At 72.4% G+C, this 23,053-nt stretch carries 20 protein-coding genes; 10 read left to right on the top strand and 10 right to left on the bottom strand.

What is annotated here, in order from left to right; all coding sequences use genetic code 11:
• Positions 1-42: 42 nt before the first annotated feature.
• Positions 43-930, bottom strand: a complete 888-nt coding sequence (locus EES42_RS13325) for a winged helix-turn-helix transcriptional regulator (RefSeq protein ID WP_124718335.1) — start codon at positions 928-930, stop codon at positions 43-45.
• A 108-nt stretch (positions 931-1,038) separates the two neighbouring features.
• On the opposite strand from EES42_RS13325, the gene EES42_RS13330 reads away from it, so the two are divergent.
• Both EES42_RS13330 and dapD read left to right on the top strand, forming a co-directional pair.
• The gene (locus tag EES42_RS13330; RefSeq protein WP_124718336.1) at positions 1,039-2,289 is read left to right on the top strand and encodes an MFS transporter; all 1,251 of its coding nucleotides are present in this window, start codon (positions 1,039-1,041) and stop codon (positions 2,287-2,289) included.
• A gap of 88 nt (positions 2,290-2,377) precedes the next feature.
• Complete coding sequence (gene dapD, locus EES42_RS13335; protein ID WP_124718337.1) at positions 2,378-3,367, top strand: 2,3,4,5-tetrahydropyridine-2,6-dicarboxylate N-succinyltransferase; 990 nt, start codon at positions 2,378-2,380, stop codon at positions 3,365-3,367.
• Here the strand turns inward: dapD and dapA are convergent.
• On the bottom strand, positions 3,364-4,248 hold the full coding sequence (gene dapA / locus EES42_RS13340) for a 4-hydroxy-tetrahydrodipicolinate synthase (protein ID WP_124718338.1): 885 nt from the start codon (positions 4,246-4,248) through the stop codon (positions 3,364-3,366). The genes dapD and dapA overlap by 4 nt on opposite strands.
• Positions 4,249-4,402: 154 nt before the next feature.
• Between dapA and EES42_RS13345 the strand changes: the two genes are divergently transcribed.
• Positions 4,403-5,077, top strand: a complete 675-nt coding sequence (locus EES42_RS13345) for a DUF4232 domain-containing protein (protein WP_124718538.1) — start codon at positions 4,403-4,405, stop codon at positions 5,075-5,077.
• 16 nt (positions 5,078-5,093) lie between these two features.
• On the opposite strand, the gene EES42_RS13350 is transcribed toward EES42_RS13345, so the two are convergent.
• Positions 5,094-5,537, bottom strand: a complete 444-nt coding sequence (locus EES42_RS13350) for a GNAT family N-acetyltransferase (RefSeq protein ID WP_124718339.1) — start codon at positions 5,535-5,537, stop codon at positions 5,094-5,096.
• Between the two features lie 67 nt (positions 5,538-5,604).
• On the bottom strand, positions 5,605-6,738 hold the full coding sequence (locus EES42_RS13355; protein ID WP_124718340.1) for a lipid II:glycine glycyltransferase FemX: 1,134 nt from the start codon (positions 6,736-6,738) through the stop codon (positions 5,605-5,607).
• Between the two features lie 132 nt (positions 6,739-6,870).
• On the opposite strand from EES42_RS13355, the gene EES42_RS13360 reads away from it, so the two are divergent.
• Positions 6,871-7,593, top strand: coding sequence for an antibiotic biosynthesis monooxygenase (locus EES42_RS13360; RefSeq protein WP_124718341.1), 723 nt, complete (start codon positions 6,871-6,873; stop codon positions 7,591-7,593).
• Positions 7,594-7,608: 15 nt separating this feature from the next.
• Here EES42_RS13360 and EES42_RS13365 read toward each other — a convergent pair whose 3' ends face one another.
• Complete coding sequence (locus EES42_RS13365; protein ID WP_124718342.1) at positions 7,609-9,465, bottom strand: endonuclease/exonuclease/phosphatase family protein; 1,857 nt, start codon at positions 9,463-9,465, stop codon at positions 7,609-7,611.
• A 261-nt stretch (positions 9,466-9,726) separates the two neighbouring features.
• Between EES42_RS13365 and EES42_RS13370 the strand changes: the two genes are divergently transcribed.
• The 4 genes from EES42_RS13370 to EES42_RS46100 all read left to right on the top strand — a co-directional run bounded on the left by EES42_RS13370 (position 9,727) and on the right by EES42_RS46100 (position 15,314).
• Complete coding sequence (locus EES42_RS13370; protein ID WP_124718343.1) at positions 9,727-11,190, top strand: hypothetical protein; 1,464 nt, start codon at positions 9,727-9,729, stop codon at positions 11,188-11,190.
• A gap of 191 nt (positions 11,191-11,381) precedes the next feature.
• The gene (locus EES42_RS13375; protein ID WP_124718344.1) at positions 11,382-12,854 is read left to right on the top strand and encodes an alkaline phosphatase PhoX; all 1,473 of its coding nucleotides are present in this window, start codon (positions 11,382-11,384) and stop codon (positions 12,852-12,854) included.
• A gap of 570 nt (positions 12,855-13,424) precedes the next feature.
• On the top strand, positions 13,425-15,005 hold the full coding sequence (locus EES42_RS13380) for a TROVE domain-containing protein (protein WP_124718345.1): 1,581 nt from the start codon (positions 13,425-13,427) through the stop codon (positions 15,003-15,005).
• Between the two features lie 78 nt (positions 15,006-15,083).
• Positions 15,084-15,314, top strand: coding sequence for a hypothetical protein (locus EES42_RS46100; RefSeq protein ID WP_124718346.1), 231 nt, complete (start codon positions 15,084-15,086; stop codon positions 15,312-15,314).
• Positions 15,315-15,420: 106 nt separating this feature from the next.
• On the opposite strand, the gene EES42_RS13390 is transcribed toward EES42_RS46100, so the two are convergent.
• The 3 genes from EES42_RS13390 to EES42_RS13400 form a co-directional block, all read right to left on the bottom strand.
• Positions 15,421-16,632, bottom strand: coding sequence for a TerD family protein (locus EES42_RS13390; RefSeq protein ID WP_206433453.1), 1,212 nt, complete (start codon positions 16,630-16,632; stop codon positions 15,421-15,423).
• A gap of 76 nt (positions 16,633-16,708) precedes the next feature.
• A complete protein-coding gene (locus EES42_RS13395) occupies positions 16,709-16,927 on the bottom strand; it encodes a hypothetical protein (protein WP_124718348.1) in 219 nt (72 codons plus the stop codon).
• Between the two features lie 64 nt (positions 16,928-16,991).
• Entirely contained in the window at positions 16,992-17,801 is an 810-nt protein-coding gene (locus EES42_RS13400; RefSeq protein WP_124718349.1) for an NAD-dependent epimerase/dehydratase family protein, read from the bottom strand.
• Between the two features lie 246 nt (positions 17,802-18,047).
• On the opposite strand from EES42_RS13400, the gene EES42_RS13405 reads away from it, so the two are divergent.
• The gene (locus EES42_RS13405; RefSeq protein ID WP_124718350.1) at positions 18,048-19,007 is read left to right on the top strand and encodes a 5-dehydro-4-deoxyglucarate dehydratase; all 960 of its coding nucleotides are present in this window, start codon (positions 18,048-18,050) and stop codon (positions 19,005-19,007) included.
• A complete protein-coding gene (locus tag EES42_RS13410; protein WP_124718351.1) occupies positions 19,004-20,182 on the top strand; it encodes a hypothetical protein in 1,179 nt (392 codons plus the stop codon). Before EES42_RS13405 ends, EES42_RS13410 begins: the two co-directional genes overlap by 4 nt.
• On the opposite strand, the gene EES42_RS13415 is transcribed toward EES42_RS13410, so the two are convergent.
• Together EES42_RS13415 and EES42_RS13420 are read right to left on the bottom strand one after the other, a co-directional pair.
• Positions 20,165-21,403, bottom strand: coding sequence for an MFS transporter (locus EES42_RS13415; RefSeq protein WP_241196384.1), 1,239 nt, complete (start codon positions 21,401-21,403; stop codon positions 20,165-20,167). The two genes, EES42_RS13410 and EES42_RS13415, sit on opposite strands and share 18 nt — an antisense overlap.
• A gap of 171 nt (positions 21,404-21,574) precedes the next feature.
• The gene (locus tag EES42_RS13420) at positions 21,575-23,026 is read right to left on the bottom strand and encodes a penicillin-binding transpeptidase domain-containing protein (RefSeq protein ID WP_124718352.1); all 1,452 of its coding nucleotides are present in this window, start codon (positions 23,024-23,026) and stop codon (positions 21,575-21,577) included.
• Positions 23,027-23,053: the final 27 nt, after the last annotated feature.

The raw sequence follows: 23,053 nt of genomic DNA on the forward strand, positions 1-23,053 counted from the left end.
CGTCCGCGGGTATCGGGTGACGGCCCCGTCCTCGCGTGCCCCTCACGCGCCCGGCGGGCCCCCGTTCCGTACCGCCGCGAGGGCGGCCCGGACGCTCGCCTCGATGTCGGTGATCGGGTACAGCGCCTCGCGGACCGTCCGGTCGCGGTCCACCACCAGCGTCAGCCGCTTCAGCCGGCTGGTGCCGCCCGCGCGGAAGGTGGGCAGGCGCAGCGCCGCCGTCAGCTCCAGCTCCGCGTCGGACAGCAGCGGGAAGCGCAGCCGCTCCGCGTCCGCGAAGGCCCGCTGCTCGTCCGGGCGCTGGGTGGAGACCCCGTGCACGGTCGCGCCCGCCGCGGCGAACTCGGCCGACCGGTCCCGGTAGGTGCAGGATTCGAGCGTGCAGCCGCTCGCGCCCGGGATCTCGGCCCAGCCCGGCGGGTAGGCGTCCCGGCGGGCGTAGGCGCCGGGGAAGAAGTACAGGACGGTGTACGGGGTGCCGGCGACCGGGTCGCGCGGCGCGCCGTCGTGATCCAGCAGCCGCAGCTCGGGCAGGCGGGTGCCCACCAGCGCGTGCACCCGGGCCGCCTCCTTCGAGGCCTCCGCGGTCGTCGCCATCGTCTCCCCTTCCCCCAGCACCCAGGTGTCGCCCCAGTCCTGGAGCGCGATCAGCACGGGCAGCAGTGCGCGTCCGCGCGGGGTGAGCCGGTACTCGTACCGGGGCGGCCGGTCCTGGTAGGGCTCCCGGGAGAGCACCCCCGCGTCGACCAGAAGCCGCAGCCGCTCGGTCAGCACCTTGCGGGACACGCCCAGCTCCTGCTGGAGCGCGTCGAAGCGGTGCACCCCGCGTGCCGTGTCCCGCACGATCAGCAGGGTCCACCAGTCGCCCACGACATCGAGCGCCTGGGCGATCGCGCAGTCGGCGTCGGCCAGGCTGGTGCGCTGGGGCATGGACTCCTCCGTTCGTCCCGAGTATCCGCCGCTTACCGGATTGACCAGCAGGAAACCACGATGCCATAGTCCGTTCCCAAAGGAAACTCACTGGGGAGGGTGCTGGGGATGAGCTTTTCCGGGTTCGTGCGGGACGTGCCGCGCACGGTGCGGCTGCTGGCCTTCGGCTCGTTTCTCAACGCGGTCGTCAGCTTCACCTTCATCTACCTCTTCGTCTATCTGACCGGCCCGCGCGGGCTGGGCGTCCCACAGGCCGGAGTCCTCGCGGGCATCGGCGGCGTCGGCCTGGTCGCGGGGAACTTCACCGGCGGCTGGTTCGGCGACCACTACGGCCACCGCCGGATGCTGCTGACCGGCGCCCTGGTCGGCGGGGCGGCGCTCGCGGCCCTCCCGGTCCTTCCGGTCGCCGCGATGTACGGGGTGCTGCCGCTCGCGCAGTACGCGGCGGGCGTCGTGCGCGCCGCCAACGCCGCGCTGGTCGCGGTCTCCGTCCCCGAGGGCGGCCGGCGCCAGAGCTTCGCCCTGGTACGGGCCGCGGGCAACGCCGGGTTCGCCGTGGGCCCGCCGCTCGGCGCGCTGATCGCCGCGCACTTCTCGTACGACTGGCTGTTCGTCGCCGACGGACTCGGGACCCTGCTCTTCGCCGGGTACGCGGCGGCGGTGCTCCCGGCGCACGGCACCGCGCACACCCGGTCGGCCCGCCGCGACCCCGGCGCACCCGGCCTCTGGCGGGAGCTGCGGGCCAGGCCCGCCGTGCTGGTCCTGCTCGCCGCGATCCTCTGCGTCGACCTCGTCTACCGGCAGCAGTACTCCACCCTGCCCGTCTTCCTCGCCGAGCACGGCCACGGCACCCGGTTCTACGGCTGGCTGCTGGCCGTCAACGGCGGGCTCATCCTGCTGCTGGAACTCCCCGCCGCACACATACTGCGCCGCCGGGCGCCGCTGAGCATCGTCGGCACCGGACTGCTGCTGGTGGGGCTGGGGTACGCGGTGCTCATCCCCGGCGCCGGGGCGCTGTTCGCCGTCACGATGATGGCGTCACTGACCGCGGGCGAGATCCTCTACAAGACCACCGCGACGGCCTATGTCGCCGACCAGGCCCCCGACCGTGCGCAGGGCCGCTTCCAGAGCCTGTACGCGGGCGCCTCCATCAGCGGCCAGGTGCTGGCGCCGCCGCTCGGCGGTGCGCTCTACGCCCACGCGCCCGGACTGCTCTGGCCCGCCTGTGCGGTGCTGGCCTGCGGCGCGGGAGCGGCGGTGCTCGGGGCGCGGCGGCTGCGGGGGCCCGGAGCGGTGCCGGGAGCGGTGCGCGAGGAGGCCGCCGTGCCGGTGCCCGGACGGCAGCCACAGACCGGCTGACCTGGAGGGTCCGGGTCCCGGGCCCGGCCGCGACCATCCGGCGAGACCGGTTGGCCCCGGTGGTGCCTCGCCGGTTAGGTTTCGTGTCATGACCGACACGACTCCTGCTCGCACCACCGGCGCCGTCGCCGCCGGCCTCGCCACCATCGCCGGCGACGGTTCCGTTCTCGACACCTGGTTCCCCGCCCCCGAGCTCACCGCCGAGCCGGGCCCGGCCGGAACCGAACGGCTCACCCCCGACCAGGCCGTCAACCTCCTCGGTGAGGGCGCCGCCAAGGCCATCGGCGTGGACGCCCGCCGCGGTGTCGAGACCGTCGCCGTACGTACGGTCATCGCCTCGCTCGACGACAAGCCGCTGGACGCGCACGACGCGTACCTGCGCCTGCACCTCCTCTCGCACCGCCTCGTCCGGCCGCACGGCCAGAACCTGGACGGGCTCTTCGGCCTCCTCGCCAACGTCGCCTGGACCTCGCTCGGCCCGGTCGCCGTCGACGACGTGGAGAAGGTGCGGCTGAACGCCCGCGCCGAGGGCCTGCACCTCCAGGTCACCTCGGTCGACAAGTTCCCCCGGATGACGGACTACGTCGCGCCGAAGGGCGTCCGGATCGCCGACGCCGACCGGGTCAGGCTCGGTGCGCACCTCGCCGCCGGCACGACCGTCATGCACGAGGGCTTCGTCAACTTCAACGCGGGCACCCTCGGCACCTCGATGGTCGAGGGCCGCATCTCGGCGGGCGTCGTCGTCGGCGACGGCTCCGACATCGGTGGCGGCGCCTCCACCATGGGCACCCTCTCCGGCGGCGGCAAGGAGCGCATCGTGATCGGCGAGCGCTGCCTCATCGGCGCCGAGGCCGGCGTCGGGATCGCGCTCGGCGACGAGTGCGTCGTCGAGGCCGGGCTCTACGTCACGGCCGGCACCCGGATCACGCTGCCCGACGGCCAGATCGTCAAGGCCCGCGAGCTCTCCGGCGCCTCGAACATCCTCTTCCGCCGCAACTCGGTCTCCGGCGCCGTCGAGGCCCGCCCGAACAACGCGGTCTGGGGCGGCCTCAACGACGTCCTGCACAGCCACAACTAGTCCGTGGCGGCGAGGAGTTCCTCGTACGCCCGCCGCAGCCCGTCGGTCGCCTCGCGCCCGGCGGGCTGCAGCGGTTCGCGGACCGGGCCGGCGTCGAGCAGCGCCTTCGCCGTGACGGTGCCGGGCAGCCCGTTCGCCATCATCAGCCGGGTGAGCGGGACGAGCAGCCGGTTGAGCCGGGCGGCCTCCGCGGTGTCCCCGGCGTCGAACGCGTCCAGGACCGCCCGCAGCGCACGGGGTGCCACATTGGCGACCGTGCTGACACAGCCCGCCGCGCCCACCGCGTACAACGGCAGATTCAGCTCCTCGCAGCCCGAGTAGTACGCCAGCGAGGTCGCGCCGATCACCTCCGTGGAGCCCAGCAGGTCGTACGCGCAGTCCTTCACGGCCACGATGCGCGGGTGTTCCGCGAGCCGCAGCAGGGTCTCCGGCTCGATGCGGGTGCCGGTGCGGCCGGGGATGTCGTACAGCATCACCGGGAGGCCGGTCGCGTCGGCCACGCGCGCGAAGTGCGCCTCGACGGCGGCCTGCGGCGGCCGGCTGTAGTACGGCGTCACCACCAACAGGCCGTCCGCGCCCGCCTGTTCGGCCTGCCGGGCGAGGTCTGCCGTGTGCCGGGTGTCCGCGCTGCCGACCCCGGCGACGATCGGCACGCCGTCGCCGACCGCCGCCCGGACCGCCCGCAGCAGCGCGGTCTTCTCGGCGTCGGTGGTGGTCGGGGACTCTCCGGTGGTGCCGCTGAGCACCAGGCCGTCGCAGCCGTCGGCGACCAGGGCGGCGGCATGCTTCCCGGCGGCGTCCGGGTCCAGCTCCCCGGATTCGGTGAACGGCGTGATCATGGCGCAGAGCGTGCGGCCGAAGGGTGTCACCGGTGAGGTCATCCTCGAAGTGTCGGCCGACCGGACCGTGAAGGTCCACTTAGATCTGCTTCGGAGGAACGGCAAGGAGTGCTGAACAGTCGCGGGGCCGGGCCCACGGGGTCTGGCATGATCGAACACCTATGCGGCAGGCCGAGATCGGGGTGGGTGCGTGAGCATGCGAGGGCTGGCGGGGGCGGGGACCGGGAGACGGAGGCCACTGGCGGCCGGGGTGCTGGCAGGGGTGCTGGGCCTGTCTCTCTCCGGATGCGCCGGGTTCCTCGTGCCGGCGGGCGAGGGCGAGCCGGAGCCGACGCCCGGCGATCCCTACCGGGTGCACGCCGACAAGCTGCCGACGCCGTTCCCCAGCGCCTCCGCCGGGGTCGCCGACCGGCCGGGCGCGCAGGGGCCCGCCCCCACACCCACCGTCCCGGCCGGCTGCCCGTCCTCCGGCGTCGTCGTCGACATGGGCGAGGTGGAGGCGGCGCTCGGCCACCGGGCCGTCGGGCTCAGCCTCACCAACTGCGGCAGCAAGCCCTACCGGGTCACCGGCTACCCGTCCGTCCGGGCCCTGGACGAGGCCGGTGACCCGCTGCCCGTCCCGGTGAACCCGGGCTCCTCCTACATGGGCACCGACCGCGGGCCGAAGGAGGTCATGCTGAAGCCGGGGCAGACCGTGCGCTCGCTCCTGGCCTGGGTCTCCACCCCCACCGGCGGTGACCTCATCGAGGGCGACGCCCTGGAGATCGCGGCCGCGCCCGGCCTGGAGGGGCGCACCTTCCCGCTCAAGGGCAGCGACGTGCGGCTGTTCGACGAGCTCAACATGACCGCGTGGCGGACCGACCCCGCGTAGCGGCGCCGGGGCGGGGTCAGAGGGCGAGCTTGAAGCCCTCGTGGCTGCGGGCGAAGCCCAGCGACTCGTAGAACCGGTGCGCGTCGGTACGACGCTTGCCGCTGGTCAGCTGCACCAGCCCGCACCCCCGCTGCCGGGCCCGGTCCACCACCTGCCTCATCAGCTCCCGCCCCAGCCCGCCGCCCCGCCGGTCGGCCCTGATCCGTACCGCCTCGATCAGTGCCCGCTCCTCGCCGTTCCTGCCGAGCCCCGGTATGTACGTGGCCTGCGCACAGCCCAGCACGGTGTCACCGTCCACCAGCACCAGCATCTCGTTGCGCGGGTCGCTCCCGATGGCCGCGAAGGCCCTCTCGTACGCCTCGTCGACCGCGACCGAGGCCGGGTCGACGACCCGCTCCTCGTCGGCGAGGAGGGCGAGCACGGCGGGCAGATCGGTGCGGGTGGCGGTGCGGAGGTTCATGCTCCGGAGTCTGGCACGGGCGCCGGAGCGCCCGGTGTCCGGCCCGCGGCCCGCCCGCGCGACACGGTCAGCGGCGCGCCATGTAGAGGCCGAAGGCCTTGTGGAGCACCTTGTTGATCGGGTAGTCCCACTCGCCGATGTACTCGGCGGCCCGGCCGCCGGTGCCGACCTTGAAGCGCAGCAGGCCCACCAGATGGTTGCCCTCGTCCAGGGTGTCGGTGATGCCGCGCAGGTCGTAGACGGCGGCGCCCCGTTCGTGCGCGTCGCTCATCATCCGCCACTGGACGGCGTTGCTGGGCTGGACCTCGCGCCTGCGGCCGGTCGAGGCGCCGTAGGAGTACCAGACGTGGTTCCCGACGGTCAGCATCGTCGCGGCGGAGAGCGTCTCGCCCTCGTGCTGGGCGAGGTACAGCCGCATCCGGCCGGGGTCCTCGGCCCGCAGCGCCGTCCACATCCGCTGGAAGTAGCCGAGCGGGCGGGGGATGAACCGGTCGCGCTCGGCCGTCTCGCGGTACAGCTCGTAGAAGGCCGGGAGGTCCTCGTAGCCGCCCTCGACGACCTTGACGCCGGCCTTCTCCGCCTTCTTGATGTTGCGCCGCCACTGCTGGTTCAGATTGCCCCGGACCTCCTCCAGCGACAGCCCGGCGAACGGCACCTGGAAGACGTACCGGGGCTGCCCCGCGCTGAAACCGTCCTCGCTCTCCGCCTCGCCGCGCCGCCAGCCCAGCCCGCGCAGCAGCTCCACGACCTCGTCGGCCCCCGGCTCCCGCGAGTCCGGCTCCACGTCGCGCAGCCGTCCGGCGGCCGGGTCGGCGATGGCGTCCTTCACCGTCCCGGCGTTCCAGCGCCGGGCGACCACCGGCGGACCCATCCGCACCGAGAACGCGCCCTGAGCCTTCAGATGCGCCAGCATCGGATCCAGCCACTCACGCAGACCGCCGTCGTGCCAGTCGATGACCGGCCCCTCCGGCAGATAGGCCAGAGAGCGTTTCACCCGGGGGATCGGCCGGTACAGCACCAGCCCGGCCCCGACGATCCGCTCCCGGCCGGCGCCGTCCCGGTCGAACCAGCCGATGCTCTCCGCACGCCAGTCGGGCTTCACGTCGCCCCACGACGGAACCTGCAGATGGCTCACGGCCGGACGGCTCGCGACGAACGCCAGATGCTCCTCGCGGCTGATCGTCCTGAGGTGCGGTGCCATGCGGTACTCCGTTCGTTGTGCTGCCGGTGGGTCCGGCGTGCCGACGGGGCGTGCTGTTGACCTCAAGCGGACTTGACGTATCAGGGTGGTCGGCAACGGCGCGCCGCCCCGGTGCGCCAGGGAGGACCCGTCATGAGCGTGCAATTCGAATCCCGTCCCGATCTTGCCCGTAACGACGTCGGACTCGTCAAGGCGAGCACCTGGGACGTCTCCACCCCGGAGCGCATGCGGCGGACGGTCGAGGCCGTCCGAGAAGCGTGGGACGGCCGGGACTGGCCGCATCCGGGACTTCTTTCGTACACCGTCCATGCCGGTGAGGACGGGAAGACCCTGTTCCACTACAGCCAGTGGAGTGGTGAGCAGGCGTACCAGGACTTCTTCCGCAACGGCAGGGACGAGCGCAACGCGGACATCGACGCCGCCGTGCCGGGCATCCGGCGGCTCGGGCTGCACACCCTGGAGCTCTACCGTTCCGCGTTCCGGCCGGAGGGCGACGGAGGGGAGCCCGGCTGCGTCGTGATCGTCGACGTCGAGTTCGACGGTGCGGACAAGGCGCGGCAACGGGACTGGGTGGACACCGTGTTCGAGGCGCTGGGCACCGACCCGGCGCTTCCGCCCGGCGGAGTCTCCGCGCACTTCCACGTGAGCACCGACGGGACGCGCGTGCTGAACTACGCCGAATGGGAGAGCGCCGGGGCCCATGTCGCCGCACTGGCCGCGCCCGGTGCCGGGATCGGGTCGGCCACACCGCAGTGGGAACGGGTGCAGACCTACCCGGGGGTGACCGGCGGCGGAGTGCACCGGTACACGCCCGCGCTCAGCATCCGGCCGAGCGCGGGCGCGCAGCACCGCTGAGGGTGCGGGGCACCGCTACGGGCGGAAGCGGAGCACCTGCGGGTCGTGGTCGCTGTTCTGATCGGCGAACTCGGCGTTGATGTGCACGCTGTCGTAGTGGAAGTCGTCGATCGACGGGCTGGTCAGGATCTGGTCGAGAACCTGGCTGTTGCCCTGGTAGACGTAGCTGTAACGCTCCGAGCGCGGCAGTGACTTGATCGCCGGGTACAGCACCCGCCCGGCGGTCAGGGCCTCGGCCGTGCCGGAGAACTCGAAGTCGTTGATGTCACCGACGACCAGCACGTCGGCGTTCTTCTGGACGCTCAGCAGCTTCTTGACGAAGGTGTTGACCGCCTGGCCCTGCGCGTGCCGCTGGACCTCGGAGGAACGCGACGGCGGCTGGTGCTCCGAGAAGATGGACTCGTCGCCGCCCTTGGACGCGAAGTGGTTGGCGACGACGAAGACCGTACGGCCGCGGAAGCTGAACTCCCCGGCGAGCGGCTTGCGGCTGTTCTCCCACGCCGGGTTCGTCGGGTCGATCCGGCCGGGCGAGAGGGTGAGGGCGGCGCGGCCCCGCTCCCGGGCGACATCGGTCGCCGTCGTCGCGTCGCCGCCGGCCCGGTCGGTGAACGAGACCCGCTCCGGGTTGAAGAGGAAGACCTGACGGATGTTGCCGCCGGGCTCGCCGCCGTCCTTCTTGTCCTCCGGGTCGATGGAGCGCCAGTCGTACGCCGGGCCGCCCGCCGCCACGATCGCGTCGGTGAACTTCTTCACCGTCACATCGGCGGCGACCGTGCCGTCGCTCTTCGCGCCGTTGTTGTCCTGGATCTCCTCCAGCGCCACGATGTCGGGCGAGGCGAGGTTGTCGACGACCGCCGCGGCGAGCGCGTCGAACTTCTCCTGCGGGTCGCTCGGGTCGAGGTTCTCGACGTTGTACGTCGCCACGGCCAGCTCGCCGCCGCGCTGCTTGCGGGTGGTCTCCCGCCGCAGGCCCTTGTCGGTGACCGTGCCCATGGTGCGGGCGGTCAGCGTGTAGCCGCCGTACTGGTTGAAGTCGAGCGGGCCCTCGGTCGTACCGGAGAGCACATCGCCCACGTCCGCCTTCGGGAACGGCTGCTGGGCGAGCGGCACCAGGGACTGGATCTGGAGCCGTCCGGTGTTCTGCGAGCGGTACGAACCGTAGACGGTGCCGCCGCGGCGGGCGTCGTTCTCGTGCGGCTTCACCGTCACCCACAGCTCGGCGTGCGCGTCGGTGGCGCCGACCACCCGCGAGGTGCCGACGCTGATGTTCATCCCTTCGATCGACTCGTAGTAGTCGAGGGCGTAGCGGGACGGCGCGAGGGGCAGCGCGTTGATGGAGCCGCCCGCGGCGGGGTCACCCTCGGGGGTGTACCTGGAGGGCACCGAGCGCTGCGAGACCCGCACCGGCGCGGGCAGGGCGTTGCCGGAGGAGACCACGGCGACGGTGGGCTTGCTGATCTGGGTCAGCGACTGGTTGCCGGAGTCGAGGCCGCCCGGGACGTACTCGGTGACCGTGCCGGAGACGGTGACCGCGTCACCGACCGCGACGGTGGGCGCGGAGCCGGTGTAGACGAAGATGCCCTCGCTGGTGGCGGGGTCGGCGTCGGGGTTCGGGTCCTGGAACCAGAAGCCCTTCGAGCCGTACGTCCGCACACCCGTGACGATGCCCGCCACGTCGCCGACCTGCTTGCCGACGAGCGGGGATATCCGGGTGGAGCCCTGGATGTCGTGGATCCGGACCTGGCCGTCCACGGGCAGGGCGGTGGTGGAGGCGGAGGCGGAGGTGGTCGCGGCGCCGGTGAGCAGACCGGCGGCGAGGGCGGCGGTGACTACGGCGGAGACGGCGGTGGTTCTGGACGATGCGGCAGGCATCACGGGCTCCGGGGGTATCGAGGGTCGGAACGGAGATCTACGCGCGTCAATCTCTTGTGTGCGCAAGGGGGTTGTCAAGGTCTGCCGGGTGGACTGCCGCTGTCCGTTCCATGAACCGGGCGGCATGGGGCGAAATGCGTCTACGCTTGGGCCGCCCGAACCGTACGCCCAGCATGCCCGGCCCGTACGTCCGGTACACCCGGCACGCACGTCCGGTACGTCCGATCCGTACGCCCGGTACGTCCCGAGGAGAACCGCCTGATGTCCGCAGAGCCCCCCACCCTGCCGCCCGTACGGCTGCGCACCGAGGCCGAGCTGGCACGGGACGCGCTCGCCGCGCCGCTGCTCGCCCGCGCCGTCCGGCTCGCCCGCTGGGCGGGCCCGGAGACCCGGGTCGGCGCCGGCGGTGAACTCGTCGACGCCCAACTGCCCGCGGCGGCCGAGCACATCGGCCTGGCGGCGGACGAGGACGGGGCCGCGGAGGCCAGCGAGGCGTGGCGGCTCGCGGTGGACACGGGGCTCGTCGACGTCGAGGATCCCGGGGAGGACGCCGGACCGGACGCGGAGGGGACCGCCCGCGCCGGTGCGAACCTGGCGCTGGTCACCGGTGGTTCGCCGAAGGACGTTCTGTCGATCTGGCTCGACGGTCTGGAGGCCGTCCACGCCGATGCCACCGCGCCCGTCTTCGACGACCTCGCCGATCTCGTCGGCGAGGACGGCTCGATCGACTTCGAGTCTCTGGACTGGGACCCGGAGATCGAGGCGGAATTCCTCGACGGGGTGCTCGGCAACCTGTACCTGCTCACCGTCGGCGACGGCCACGGCGGCACGGACCCGGCCCCCGTACCGCTGCCCGCCCTCGCCGCGTCGGTGATCGTCCCCGACGACATGGGCGAACCCACCGACGACATCCTTGAGCAGGTGTCCGAGGCGATGATGCGGCTGGACGACCAGTTCCGGGTCCTCGAACCCATCGGGATCGTCGAGTACCGCCCGGTGGACGAGGCGTTGCTGGTCGAGGAGGGCGAGGACGCCACCCCGCCCGCCGACGACGAGGACGTCACCCGGTACGGCATGGTGAAGCTGACCGCCCTCGGCCTCTACGGGCTCCGCAGCCGGATGCTGGAGGCCGGGGCGGACGCCCCGGCCATCGGCGACTTCGCGGACAAGGGCGCCGACGCGCTGCTCGGCGGGATCGCGTACTACCCCGAGGCGGCCGCCCGCGGCGAGGTCGAGCTGTGGCTCGCCCGGCGCGGCGGTGCGCCCGGCGCGGCGGCCGAACTCCTGGCCGCGTCCCGGGGCATGGACCGGCAGGCACCGCTGCGCAGGCTGCACTGCCAGCAGGCGCTCGCCCTGGTCGGCGCGGAGGCGGAGCCCGCGGTGCGCGCGGTGCTGGACGACCCCGAGCTGGGCGGCCTCGCCCGGGTCTGGCTCGCGGAGCTGGGCGCCGCCGATGTCCCCGCGCCGCCGGAGTCGATGATCTTCTGGCTGGCCATCGACACGATCGCGGCCCAGCTGGAGACCGACGGCGATCTCGACGAACTCCAGGACCTGGTCGAGGGCCTGGCGGGCCAGCACAGCGGCTTCTTCGACGAGGCGTGGCGGGTCGCGCACCCGGCGACCGCCGACGTCCTCGAAGCGATGGGGCGGCTGCACAGCGACAAGAAGAAGGCCAAGGAGGCCCGCAAGGCGGCGTTCAAGGCCCGTTCGCGCCAGGGGGCCTGACCACGGGGGCGGGTACGGGGCGGTCGGCGCGAGCGGGCCGTCCTGCGGTGAACGGCGACTTCGGGACACTCCTTCCGGCCAACTGCACAGGAAGGATGCCCCCTGACGTCGCCCGCAGTTCAACTGGTGTTGGTGCGGAGGCGCGAATGTGGGCGCGCCAACAACCCGTCCAGCTGCCCCAGGAGTACGTGATGCCCTTCACGCGCAGGGAATTCACCAAACAGTCCGCCCTCACCGGTGCCGGCATCGCGCTGACCGGTACCGTCGCGGCCCTTGCCACCGCGCCGGGCGCCCTGGCCGCCGGGGACTCGAAGCACGGCCACGACCACGACGGTCATGACCACGACCACGGTCACGGGCACGGCCGTGAGCCCGGCTACGGGCCGCTGACAGCCGACCCCGAGGGCCTGCTCGCGCTCCCCGCCGGCTTCTCGTACCGGGTCATCACCCACTGCGGGGTCACCAAGCTGGAGAGTGGCGAATTCACCCCCTCCAACCACGACGGCACGGCCACCTTCGAGGGCCCGCGCGGCGTCACCCTGCTCGTCAACAACCACGAGCTCAGCGGCGTCCGGGCCGACTGGGAGCACCCGGTGCCGCTCACCGACGGCCTCGTCTACGACCCGGTCGCGGCCGGCGGCTGCACCGTCGTGGAGACCCGCCGCGACGGCCGTACCGCCGAGTGGGTCGGCATCGCCGGCACGTCCACCAACTGCGCCGGTGGCGCCACCCCGTGGGGCACCTGGCTCACCTGCGAGGAGACCGAGGACAAGGCCGGCAAGAACGGCCTGCTCAAGGACCACGGCTACGTCTTCGAGGTCGACCCGTACGACAAGCGCGCCAACCGCGCCCCGCGCCCGATCAAGGCGTTCGGCCGGTACGCCCACGAGGCCGTCGTCATCGACCCCAAGCAGGGCCACGCCTACCTGACCGAGGACGCCTCGGGCCCCAACGGACTGCTCTACCGCTGGGTTCCGCCGCACGGCTTCCGGCACGGCCGCGGCAAGCTGCGCACGCTCGCCGACGACGCCGGTGTCCTCCAGGCCACCAAGTGCTTCGACAGCAACGGCAAGTTCGTCGACGACCTGTCCCGCGCCACGAAGATCGGCACGGTGTACGGCGTGGACTGGGTCGACGTCCCCGACCGCGACGCCAAGTCGGTCTCGGTGCGCAAGCAGTTCGCCGAGGGTGAGATCACCCGCGCCCGCAAGCTCGAAGGCATGTGGTGGGGCGACGGCGGCGCCTACATCGTCTCCTCGTTCGCCCGCTCCGAGAGCCCCGTCCAGCACGACGGCCAGGTCTGGTTCTACGACCCCAAGCGCCGCACGCTGACGCTCAAGGTGCTCCTCGGTGTGAACGCCGACCCGTCGAAGGACGGCGCCTTCGACGGCCCGGACAACATCACCGTCTCCCCGTACGGCGGCCTGGTCATCTCCGAGGACGGCGAGGGCATCCAGCACCTCTTCGGCGCGACCGAGAGCGGCCGCACCTACCCCATCGCGCGCAACGAGCTGAACATCGGCAGCGAGGAGGACCCGGAGTACAGCGAGTTCACCGGGGTCACGTTCTCGCCCGACGGCAGGACGCTGTACGCCAACATCCAGACGCCGGGCATCATGCTCGCGATCACCGGCCCGTGGAAGCGCCAGCCGAACCGCCACTGACGGCCTTTCGGCCGGCGCCCGGAAGGCCGGCGCTCATTCGGCCGGTTCCCTTCCGGCCGGCTTCCTTTCGACCGGCCTCCTTCCGGCCGGCGCGCGTAATTGCCTCGCGCGCCGGCCGGGCATCCCTCTAGAGTCCTGTCCGTGCCCAGGTGCGCAGGCAGGACCTACTTCCACTCCTAATGGGGATGTCGCGGGTTCGAGTCCCGTCACCGGATCCCGTTCCGGTGTAGCTCAGTCGGCAGAGCACCTTCGTCGGTTCCGCCGACCCTGAACTCTGGGCGCCACAACTTCATCAGCATGACTGCGACGCACCTCCCGGTGCGCAGGCTGCGGCTACTTCCTCTCACGAAACCGCCGCCGCCGACTCTGATCTCGGGAGGCACGGACGCCGGGGGGTGCCCGGTGCGCAGGCGACGGATACTTCCTTTGGACTGACGGTTGCGGGTTCGAATCCCGTCCGGCCACGGCCGGTAGCTCAATCGGGTAGAGCATCAGTGAGCCCGTCGCCGACTCCTGATCTCGGGCACCCTTTTCCGCCGTGCCTTCTCCACTGAATTCGGGGGAATTCACATGGCACGCTTCAACACCCGCACCACCAGGCCCCGCGCCACCTCGCCCGTGCGGACGACCGGGCGCACCGCGCCGACCCATCAGGGCGGCCGGGGATTCCTGCGCGACAAGCGCTCCGAACTCTTCCTGCTCGCGGTCGCCAATTTCGTCTCGCAGCAGACCTATTACGAGGACGGGGAGCAGCGCGACGAGCGCTTCGCCGAACTGGTGCGGGCGCTCGCCGTCGAAGATCCCGAGTGGACCGCCGGCCTGCTCCACTGGCTGCGCCGCGACGGACGGATGCGTACCGCCTCGATCGTCGGCGCCGCCGAGTACGTGAAGGCCCGGCTGGACGCGGGCGTCGAGGACGGACCGTCCAACCGCCAGGTCGTGGACTCCGTCCTGCTGCGTGCCGACGAGCCCGGAGAGCTTCTCGGGTACTGGACCTCGCGCTACGGCCGGGCCGTGCCCAAGCCGGTCAAGCGCGGCATCGCCGATGCCGTGCGCCGGCTCTACAACGGCAGGTCGCTGCTGAAGTACGACACCGCGTCCAAGGGCTACCGCTTCGGCGACATCCTGAACCTGGTGCACGCCTCGCCCGACCCGCAGAAGCCCTGGCAGGGCGAGCTGTTCCGGTACGCCCTCGACCGCCGCCACCACCCCGAGGCGGCCGTGGTGCCGGTCTCGGACCGGGTCCTGAACGCGCACCGCGCGCTGATGGAGCTGCCCGCCGGGGAGCGGCGGGCCGTGGTCGAGAGCGCCGGCGCGGCGGACCGGCTGGCCGCCGCGGGCATGACCTGGGAGGCCCTGGCGGGCTGGCTCCAGGGGCCGATGGACGCCACCGCCTGGGAAGCGGTGATTCCGTCGATGGGTGCGATGGCCCTCATCCGCAATCTGCGCAACTTCGACGAGGCGGGCGTCTCGGACGAGGTCGCCGCGCAGGTGGCGGAGCGGATCTGCGACCCGGCCGCGGTCGCCGCGTCCCAGCAGTTCCCGTTCCGCTACCTCGCCGCCCACCGGCACGCGCCCTCGCTGCGCTGGGCCCACCCGCTGGAGAAGGCGCTCGGCCACTCGCTGGACAATGTGCCCGCCCTGCCGGGGCGGACGCTGGTCCTGGTCGACCGCTCGGGCTCGATGTGGTCGCCGCTCTCGGACCGCTCGCAGCTCAACCGGGCCGACGCCGCCGCGATCTTCGGCACGGCGCTGGCACTCCGGGCGGCCGATGCCGATCTGGTGCAGTTCGGTACGAACAGCTCACCGGTGACATTTCGCCGGAGCGAGTCCGTGCTGAAGGTCCTGGAGCGCTTCGGCGACCTCGGCGGCACCAACACCGCGGAGGCGGTGCGCCGGCACTACCGGGGCCACGACCGGGTGCTGATCGTCACCGACGAGCAGGCGTCGTTCTCGTACGCCGCGGACGCCGTCGCGGCGGTGCCCGCCACCGTGCCCGTCTACACCTGGAACCTGGCCGGGTACCGGGTGGGACACGCCCCCTCGGGGGACGGGATGCGCCACACCTTCGGGGGTCTTTCGGACGCGGCGTTCCGTCTGGTGCCGCTGCTGGAAGCGGGCCGTGACGCGGACTGGCCCTGGATCCGCTGATCACGAATCCGGTATCAGTGCGCCCCCTGCGGTGAACGGGCATGGCGTCGGGCGTTCCCAGGGCGCATACTCAAGGTAATGAAACAGTCAGCCGGATCCCGGCGCCACCTGCCTTCCAGTCCCTTCAACCGCCCGGCCCAGGCGGCCCCACCGGTCGAATTGTTCGATGTGGGCGACAGGGTGTCGCATGATCAGTTCGGACTCGGCCGCATCCTCGCCGTCGAGGGCGACAACGACGCAGTGCTCATCGACTTCTCGGGGCGACAGGGGAGGATCCTGAGCCCGTACTCCAAGCTGACCAAGCTCTGAGAGCGGCGGCGAGCACGCGCACAGCGTCCCCGTCACGCTCTCCGGATTCAGGGGCACCTGCACCCGACAGGTGCCCCTGAATGCGTATCCGGAGCCCGCTGCCGCGCTACAGCGACTGGGCGGCGGGCTTCACCATGCCGCGGACGGTGCGCGACTTCACGAAGTCGCCCATCGCCGTCATCTCCCACTCGCCGGAGAACTGCTTGATCAGCTTGGCCATCATCACGCCGGTCTGCGGTTCGGCGCCGGTCAGGTCGAAGCGGACCAGCTCCTCACCGGTGGTCGCGTCGATCAGCCGGCAGTAGGCCTTGGCGACCTCGGTGAACTTCTGGCCGGTGAACGAGTTGACCGTGAAGACCAGACCGGTCGCCTCCGCCGGGATCCGGCCCAGGTCCACGACGATCACCTCGTCGTCACCCGCGCCCTCGCCCGTGAGGTTGTCGCCGGAGTGCTTGATCGCGCCGTTCAGGATGGAGAGCTTGCCGAAGTAGCAGCTGTCCAGGTGGTTGCGGTTGGGGCCGTAGGCGATCACGGAGGCATCGAGGTCGATGTCCTTGCCCCGGAACGCGGGCTCCCAGCCGAGCCCCATCTTGACCTGGGAGAGCAGCGGCCGGCCGCCCTTGACCAGGGAGACCGTCTGGTTCTTCTGGAGGCTGACCCGCCCCTTGTCCAGGTTGATCTTGCCGGGCGCCGACGCGGGCGCGGGCGGGGCCGGCGGGGCGGCGGGGGCCGGGGGCGCGGCGATCCGGGGGTCGACCGGGGCGGCGGCGGGCATCGGGGGCGCCACCGGCGCGGGTGCCGGTGCGGCGGCGGGCTCCTCCTCGACCGAGACGCCGAAGTCCGTGGCGATGCCGGCCAGCCCGTTGGCATAGCCCTGGCCGACCGCGCGGGCCTTCCAGGCGCCGTTGCGGAGATAGACCTCGATGACCACGAGCGCCGTCTCGGCGCCCAGCCGGGGCGGGGTGAACGTGGCGAGCGCGCTGCCGTCGTCGGCGTTGCGCACGGTCGCGGTGGGCTCGATGCCCTGGAAGGTCTGGCCCGCCGCGTCCGGGCTCGCGGTGACGACGATCTTCTCGATGCCCGGCGGGACCGCGGTGGTGTCCACCACGATCGCGTCCGGTGCGGTGCCGCCGCCGGAGCGGTAGGTCACACCGGGGCCGCTGGGCTGGTTGTAGAAGATGAAGTCGTCGTCGGAGCGCACCTTGCCGTCTGCGGTGAGCAGCAGGCCCGAAACGTCGAGCCGCACAGGTGCGGAGACGTCCACTGCCACGCGGGCGGCGGAGAGAGGGATGTTCGAGCCGGGGGTCATAGCGGTCATGCTCGGGGTAACGAACGACCCCGCTTTGCCGTTCCCTTACTTTTCCGGCCCTGCCGGCCGGCTCCGCCGGGGCCTGTCAGCGGTTGCGCGGATGGTTGCGGGCGGTGCGCTCGTTGCCGTGCTTGTACGCCCCCGTCCAGCGGGCCATCACCAGTTGCGCGTCCCCCGACTCCACCTCGGCCAGGAACTTCTCCGCCCGGCCGCCGCGCAGGGTACCCGCGGGGCGGCCGCGGTGGGTGATGGTGACGTTCGCGTCGCCGTGCTGTTCGTACAGGAATCCGGAAGGTCTCGGCATGGCTCCGCATCCTGCCCGCCGTACGGCCCCCTGTCGCGCGGATTTCGGTGGCCCCGGGCCGTGGTCAGCGCGGCCAGATCGGCGGGTTGGTGCAGAAGTGACCGCCGAGGTGGGCGTGGTCGGGGTTGTCCGGGTCCAGTTCGCCCTGCTCGGCGATGAGCCGGGCCGCGTACGGCTCGGAGTCGTCCTGCGGCTCGTACCCCAGTGAGCGGGCCGTCGTCAGGTCCCACCACAGCCGGGTGTTGTCGGAGGAGCCGTGCACGACGGTGTGCCGAACGTCCTCGGCGGTGAGCGCGGCGTGGAAGAGCCGGGCGCCGTCCGCGGGGCTCATCCAGACCGAGAGCATCCGTACCGAGGTCGGCTCGGGGAAGCAGGAGCCGATGCGCACCGAGACGGTCTCCATGCCGTGCCGGTCCCAGTACAGCTGGGCGAGGTCCTCGCCGAACGACTTGGACAGGCCGTAGAAGGTGTCGGGGCGGCGCGGGGCGCCGACGGGGATCAGCGGGTCGCCGGGGAGCGGGCGGGGGGTGTAGCCGAGGACGTGGTTGGAGGAGGCGAACACGATGCGCGGCACGCCCTCCTCGCGGGCGGCCTCGTAGAGGTTGTAGGTGCCCTCGATGTTCGCCCTGAGGATCTTGTCGAAGCCGGCTTCGAGGGAGATGCCCGCGAGATGGACGATCGCGTCGACGCCCCGCACGGCCTCGCGCAGCGCCTCCCGGTCGCCGAGGTCGGCGGCGATCGCGTCCGGCTCGCCGTCGACGGGGACGACGTCCAGGAGGCGGAGCTCGTAGCCGTACGCGGGCAGGAGTCCGCGCATCAGGGTGCCGAGGCCGCCGGCTGCGCCGGTGAGCAGGACGGTGCGGGGAGCGGGCATACGCGGATCTCCTCCATGGACGGCATTCATATGTGTGGACAAGCTAAGAAGCCCTGGAGTGCGGAGTCAAGTGTGCGGGCGGGGCGGGGTGCCACTCGCGTGGAGTCACTCGCTCCATCCTCGGTGCCGGTCACCTCGGCCGTTCCTCTCCTTGACCTGCGCCAGGGGGCTGCCTTAGCGTGTGGGCGTTCATGAATATGGACGCCGATCAGAATTGTGCACGCCTGAACCGCTCAGGGAGCGCCAGTGACCTCAGCCCCTCTTGCCGCCCGACTCGGCCGTGTCGCCGGGCCGCTCTTCTTCCCCGTCACCGCGTACGGACCGGACGGCGACGTCGACCTCGATGCCTTCCGCGCCCATGTGCGCACCGGCATCGACGCCGGTGCGGCGGCGGTCTTCGCCTGCTGCGGCACCGGTGAGTTCCACGCGCTCACGCCCCAGGAGTTCCGCCGCGTCGTCGCCGCGGCCGTCGAGGAGACCGCCGGAGAGGTACCCGTGGTCGCGGGGGCCGGATACGGCACGGCGCTCGCGATCCAGTACGCGAGGCTCGCCGAGGAGGCGGGCGCGGACGGGCTCCTCGCCATGCCCCCGTACCTCGTCGTCGCCGACCAGGAGGGGCTGCTCGGCCACTACACCGCGCTCGCCGCGGCCACCTCGCTGGAGACGATCGTCTACCAGCGCGACAACGCCGTCTTCACCCCCGCCACGGTCGTCGCACTGGCCACCACGCCGGGCATCATCGGCCTCAAGGACGGCTACGGCGACCTCGACCTGATGCAGCGCATCGTCAGCGCCGTCCGCACCGAGCTGCCGGGCGGGGACTTCCTGTACTTCAACGGACTGCCCACCGCCGAGCTGACCGGCCCGGCCTACCGGGGCATCGGCGTCAACCTCTACTCCTCCGCCGTCTTCGCCTTCGCGCCCGACATCGCGCTGGCCTTCTACCGGGCGCTGGAATCCGGCGACGACGAACTGACGGGCGCGCTCCTCGACCACTTCTACCGGCCGCTCGTCGAGCTGCGCGCCAAGGGCCGCGGCTACGCCGTCTCGCTCGTCAAGGCCGGGGTCCGGCTCGGCGGCCTGGACGTCGGCGGGGTCCGCACCCCGCTCACCGAGCCGTCCGCCGCCCACATCGAGGAGCTCACCGCGATCGTCGCCCGCGGCCGTGCCCTGCTGGAGAAGTACGGGCAGGAGCGGCGCGGGTGAAGACCTCGGCCTTCCTCTACCCCTGGGACGTCGTCGGCGACCCGGACGCGGCCGCCCGCGTCGCGGACCTGGGAGTCCAGCAGGTGACGCTCGCCGCCGCCTACCACTCCACCCGGGCGCTGACCCCACGCCACCCCGGGCACCGCATCGTCACCGCCGAGCATGCCGCGGTGCTCTACCCGCCGGACGCCGCCCGGTGGGCCGGGCGCGAGCTGCGCCCCCGCGAGCAGTCCTGGGTGGCCTCGGACGATGCGTTCGCCGAGGCCGCCGAGGCCCTCGCCGGAGCCGGTCTGGAGGTCCACACCTGGGTGGTCCTGGCGCACGACTCCCGGCTGGGCGCCGAACACCCGGACACCTCCGTGGTCAACGCGTACGGTGACCGCTACCCCTGGGCGCCCTGCATCGCCGGGGCGGCGGTCCGCGAGTACCTGACCGATCTGGCGGCGGAGGCGGCGGTCCGTACCGGTGCGCGCGGCACCGAGCTGGAGTCCTGCGGCTGGTACGGCTTCGCCCATCTGCACGCCCACGACAAGATCGCGGGCGTCGGGCTGGGGGACGCGGCGCAGTACCTGATGTCGCTCTGCTTCTGCCCCGCCTGCCGCACCGGCTATGCCGGACAGGGGCTGGACGCCGACGCGCTGGCCGCGGCGGTACGCGGTGCGCTGGAACCGGTCTGGGCCGGTGCCGGCTCCCCGGAGACCGGCCGGGCGGGCATCGAGAAGCTCCTCGGCGCCGACCTCACCGAAGCCACCCTCCGGTGGCGCGGCACGGTCGCCCGTACGCTCCAGGAGTCCGCGGTCGCCGCCGTGCGGGCCGCGGCGGAGCCGGGGTTCCAGGTGCTGCTGCACGCCGACCCCGAGCCCCACCGCACCGGCGCGAACGTCGGCGTCGACCCGGAACACATCCTCTCCGTGGCGGACGGCGTGGTGCTGCCCTGCACCGGCGGCGACGCGGCGCGCGAGGCCGTGCTCGGCCCGTTCGCCGGGCGCGGCGGGGTGCTCGCGGCCAACTTCGGCGTGGTCACGGGGATGGGCGGCAGCCCCGCCACGCTGGAGCGGGACGCGGCGCACGCCGCATCGCTCGGCGCGGACCAACTCCGGCTGTACCACGCGGGGCTGGCCTCGGCCCCCGACCTGCGGGCCGTCACCGAAGCGCTCTCACGCCTCGGCCGGTGAAGGAGCCGGGCCGGTGGGGGAGTCCGTCAGCCTTCCCCGCCGGCCCTTCACCAGCAGGAGTGCCGTCAGCAGCGCGGCCGCGCCGACCAGCGGCAGCAGCACCCTGATGTCCACCAGCGCGATCAGGCCCGCGCCGAGCGCCAGCGCCACCGCGTTCGGCACCATCATCAGCGTGTTGGCGGTCGCGGCGGTGCGGCCCAGCACGGCTGCCGGGGTCTCCCGCTGCACCGCCGTCATCGCGGCGATCAGCACACACGGCAGCCCGATCCCGACGGCCGCGCTCGCCGCCAGCACCACCGCGTCGTACGGCAGTGCCCGCACCCCCACCGCCACCGCGAACAGCGCGATCCCGGCCGCCGTGAACACCCGCTCCGGCAGCCGCCGCAGCAGCGGACCGGCCAGCAGCCCGACCGCGACGGACCCGGCGCCCTGCACCGCGTACAGCACACCCGCGTACGTGGGGGAGTGCCCCAGCCCGTCGTCCACCACGGCGTAGACCGCGGCCCCGTTGAGCCCCGAGCACAGCATCGTCACCGATCCCGCGAGCACCAGCGGCCGCAGCACCGGTGAACCCCACACCTGCCGTATGCCCGCGGTGAGTTCGCCCCGCCGGCCGGTCCGGGCCGCCCCGGCCGGGTGCGGCCGCGGGGCCGGCAGCAGCGCGTAGATCCCGGCTGCCAGCACGAACGACGCCGCGTCCAGCAACGCCACCGCCCCGCCCCCGAACCGCGCGTACAGCCCGGCACCGGCCAGCGGCGCCAGCAGCTTCATGCCCTCGCCGGCCATCATCCGCAGCCCGTTGAAATCACCCAGCAGCCGCTTGTCCACGGCCCCGGCGACCAGCGTCGACTCGGCCGCCTCCATCAGCACGAAACTCGCCCCGTACAGGACGAGCACGGCGAACAGGAGCCAGATCCGGCCCGCCGAATCGACCGTCGTCAGCGAGGCCAGCAGCCCCGCCATCACGAGATTCGCCCCGACGAGCAGCCGCCTGCCCGGGATCCGGTCGGCGATCGTCCCGAGCGCCGGCCCGACCAGCACCGGCAGCCACATGGCGAACACGGCGAGCGCCGCCAGACTGTCCGACCCGGTCAGCGACTTGACCCAGACCCCGGCCGCGAGCCACATCGCGGAGGTCCCGAAACCCGAGACGACGACCGCCGCCAGGAACAGCCCCGCCGTACGGTCCCGCAGCACCCGCACCGTCGCCGACCCGCTCACCGCACCCACGACACCCACCACACCCTCCCGACCAGCGCCTTCGTCATGGGGCAAGGCTGCCGACCGAGGAGGCCCGGCGGCATCGGGAGGATGCCTTATTCGCGCACCCGGCGGGGGAGGGCGTCCCCCGCCGGGCCTAGGGCGGATGCCGGACGGTCCGGCGGACGGACGTCAGTCCGCCAGCGCCGCCTTCATCATCTTCTGGGCGATCGGCGCCGCCAGGCCGTTGCCGCTGATCTCGGAGCGCGCCGCGCCCGAGTCCTCGACGACCACGGCGACCGCGACCTCCTTGCCGCCGGCGGCGTCCTTCGCGTACGAGGTGAACCAGGCGTACGGGCTCTTGCTGTTGCCCACGCCGTTCTGCGCCGTGCCCGTCTTCCCGCCCACCTCGGCCCCGGCGATCCGGGCGTTGGTGCCGGTGCCCTGTTCGACGACGGTCACCATGGCACTGCGCAGCTGCTCCGCGGTGGACTGCGAGACGACCCGCTCGGTGTCCCCGTCCGCGAAGTCCTGGAGCGAGTTGCCCTTGGAGTCGGTCACCGAGGACACCATGTGGGGCGCGGCCAGTTCGCCGTCGTTGGCGAGGGCCGCCGACACCATCGCGATCTGCAGCGGCGTCGCGGTCACCTCGAACTGGCCGATGCCCGACAGCGCCGTCTGCGGCCGGTCCATGCCGGTCGGGTAGACGCTTCGGCTGGCCCGCACCGGCACATCGAGCTTGTCGGTGTTGAAGCCGAACTTCTCCGCCATCGCCCTGACCTTGTCCTGACCGAGGTCGACGGCGATCTTCCCGAAGACGTTGTTGCAGGAGTACTGGAGCGCGGTGCGCAGCGTGGCGTTCTCGCAGGGCGCCGAGGGGTTCTCGTTCTCCAGGAACCTGCTGGTGTCGGGCAGCGGGTACGGATTGGGGCTGTCCGTGCGCTCGTCGACGGAGCCGTACAGCCCGTCCTCCAGCGCCGCGGCCGCCACCACCAGCTTGAACGTCGAACCGGGCGCCAGCGGCTGCCGCAGCGCGCGGTTGACCATCGGCTTGTCCTCGTCGTCGAGCAGCCGCTGCCAGTCCTCGCCGTCCGTGGTCCCGCTGATCTTCGACGGGTCGTACGAGGGGGTGGAGACCATGCCCAGGATCCGGCCGGTCTTCGGGTCGATCGCGACCGCCGCCCCCTTGTCGTCGCCGAGCGCCTCGTACGCCGCCTTCTGCACGTCCGGGTCGATCGTCGTCAGGACGTTGCCCGGCTCCGCCTGCTTGCGCGTCACCGCGCTCAGCGGGTTCTTCAGCCGGTCGTCGGTGCCGTCCAGCACATGGCTGTAGATCCCTTCGAGCTGGGTGGCGCCGTACGCCTGCGAGCTGTAGCCGGTGACGGCCGAGTAGAGCTCGCCCTGTGTGTAGGTGCGCTTGTACGCGAGGTCACTGTCCACCGTCCTCTTCGATCCGGTGACCGGGTTCCCGGCCACGATGATGTCGCCGAGCGGCTGCGCGTACTGCGCGATGGTGTTCCGCCGGTTGTGTTCGTCGTCTGCGAGCGCCTTCGCCTGGTACGCCTGCACCCAGGTCGCCCGCCCCAGCAGGGCGAGAACCAGCAGCAGGCAGAAGACCGAGGCTCGCCTGATCGTTCTGTTCATCCCGCCCGGACGACGAACGTGGCGCCG

This window comes from Streptomyces sp. ADI95-17, assembly GCF_003846175.1.
Classification (GTDB): domain Bacteria; phylum Actinomycetota; class Actinomycetes; order Streptomycetales; family Streptomycetaceae; genus Streptomyces; species Streptomyces sanglieri.

Coding starts and splice junctions, on each gene's coding strand:
- EES42_RS13325 (WP_124718335.1), bottom strand. CDS start 930: ATGCCCCAGCGCACCAGCCTGGCCGACGCCGACTGCGCGATCGCCCAG.
- dapD (WP_124718337.1), top strand. CDS start 2,378: ATGACCGACACGACTCCTGCTCGCACCACCGGCGCCGTCGCCGCCGGC.
- EES42_RS13400 (WP_124718349.1), bottom strand. CDS start 17,801: ATGCCCGCTCCCCGCACCGTCCTGCTCACCGGCGCAGCCGGCGGCCTC.
- EES42_RS13395 (WP_124718348.1), bottom strand. CDS start 16,927: ATGCCGAGACCTTCCGGATTCCTGTACGAACAGCACGGCGACGCGAAC.
- EES42_RS13390 (WP_206433453.1), bottom strand. CDS start 16,632: ATGACCGCTATGACCCCCGGCTCGAACATCCCTCTCTCCGCCGCCCGC.
- EES42_RS13365 (WP_124718342.1), bottom strand. CDS start 9,465: ATGCCTGCCGCATCGTCCAGAACCACCGCCGTCTCCGCCGTAGTCACC.
- EES42_RS13360 (WP_124718341.1), top strand. CDS start 6,871: ATGAGCGTGCAATTCGAATCCCGTCCCGATCTTGCCCGTAACGACGTC.
- EES42_RS13375 (WP_124718344.1), top strand. CDS start 11,382: ATGCCCTTCACGCGCAGGGAATTCACCAAACAGTCCGCCCTCACCGGT.
- EES42_RS13345 (WP_124718538.1), top strand. CDS start 4,403: ATGCGAGGGCTGGCGGGGGCGGGGACCGGGAGACGGAGGCCACTGGCG.
- EES42_RS13330 (WP_124718336.1), top strand. CDS start 1,039: ATGAGCTTTTCCGGGTTCGTGCGGGACGTGCCGCGCACGGTGCGGCTG.
- EES42_RS13350 (WP_124718339.1), bottom strand. CDS start 5,537: ATGAACCTCCGCACCGCCACCCGCACCGATCTGCCCGCCGTGCTCGCC.
- EES42_RS13420 (WP_124718352.1), bottom strand. CDS start 23,026: ATGAACAGAACGATCAGGCGAGCCTCGGTCTTCTGCCTGCTGCTGGTT.
- EES42_RS46100 (WP_124718346.1), top strand. CDS start 15,084: ATGAAACAGTCAGCCGGATCCCGGCGCCACCTGCCTTCCAGTCCCTTC.
- EES42_RS13370 (WP_124718343.1), top strand. CDS start 9,727: ATGTCCGCAGAGCCCCCCACCCTGCCGCCCGTACGGCTGCGCACCGAG.
- EES42_RS13355 (WP_124718340.1), bottom strand. CDS start 6,738: ATGGCACCGCACCTCAGGACGATCAGCCGCGAGGAGCATCTGGCGTTC.
- dapA (WP_124718338.1), bottom strand. CDS start 4,248: ATGACCTCACCGGTGACACCCTTCGGCCGCACGCTCTGCGCCATGATC.
- EES42_RS13380 (WP_124718345.1), top strand. CDS start 13,425: ATGGCACGCTTCAACACCCGCACCACCAGGCCCCGCGCCACCTCGCCC.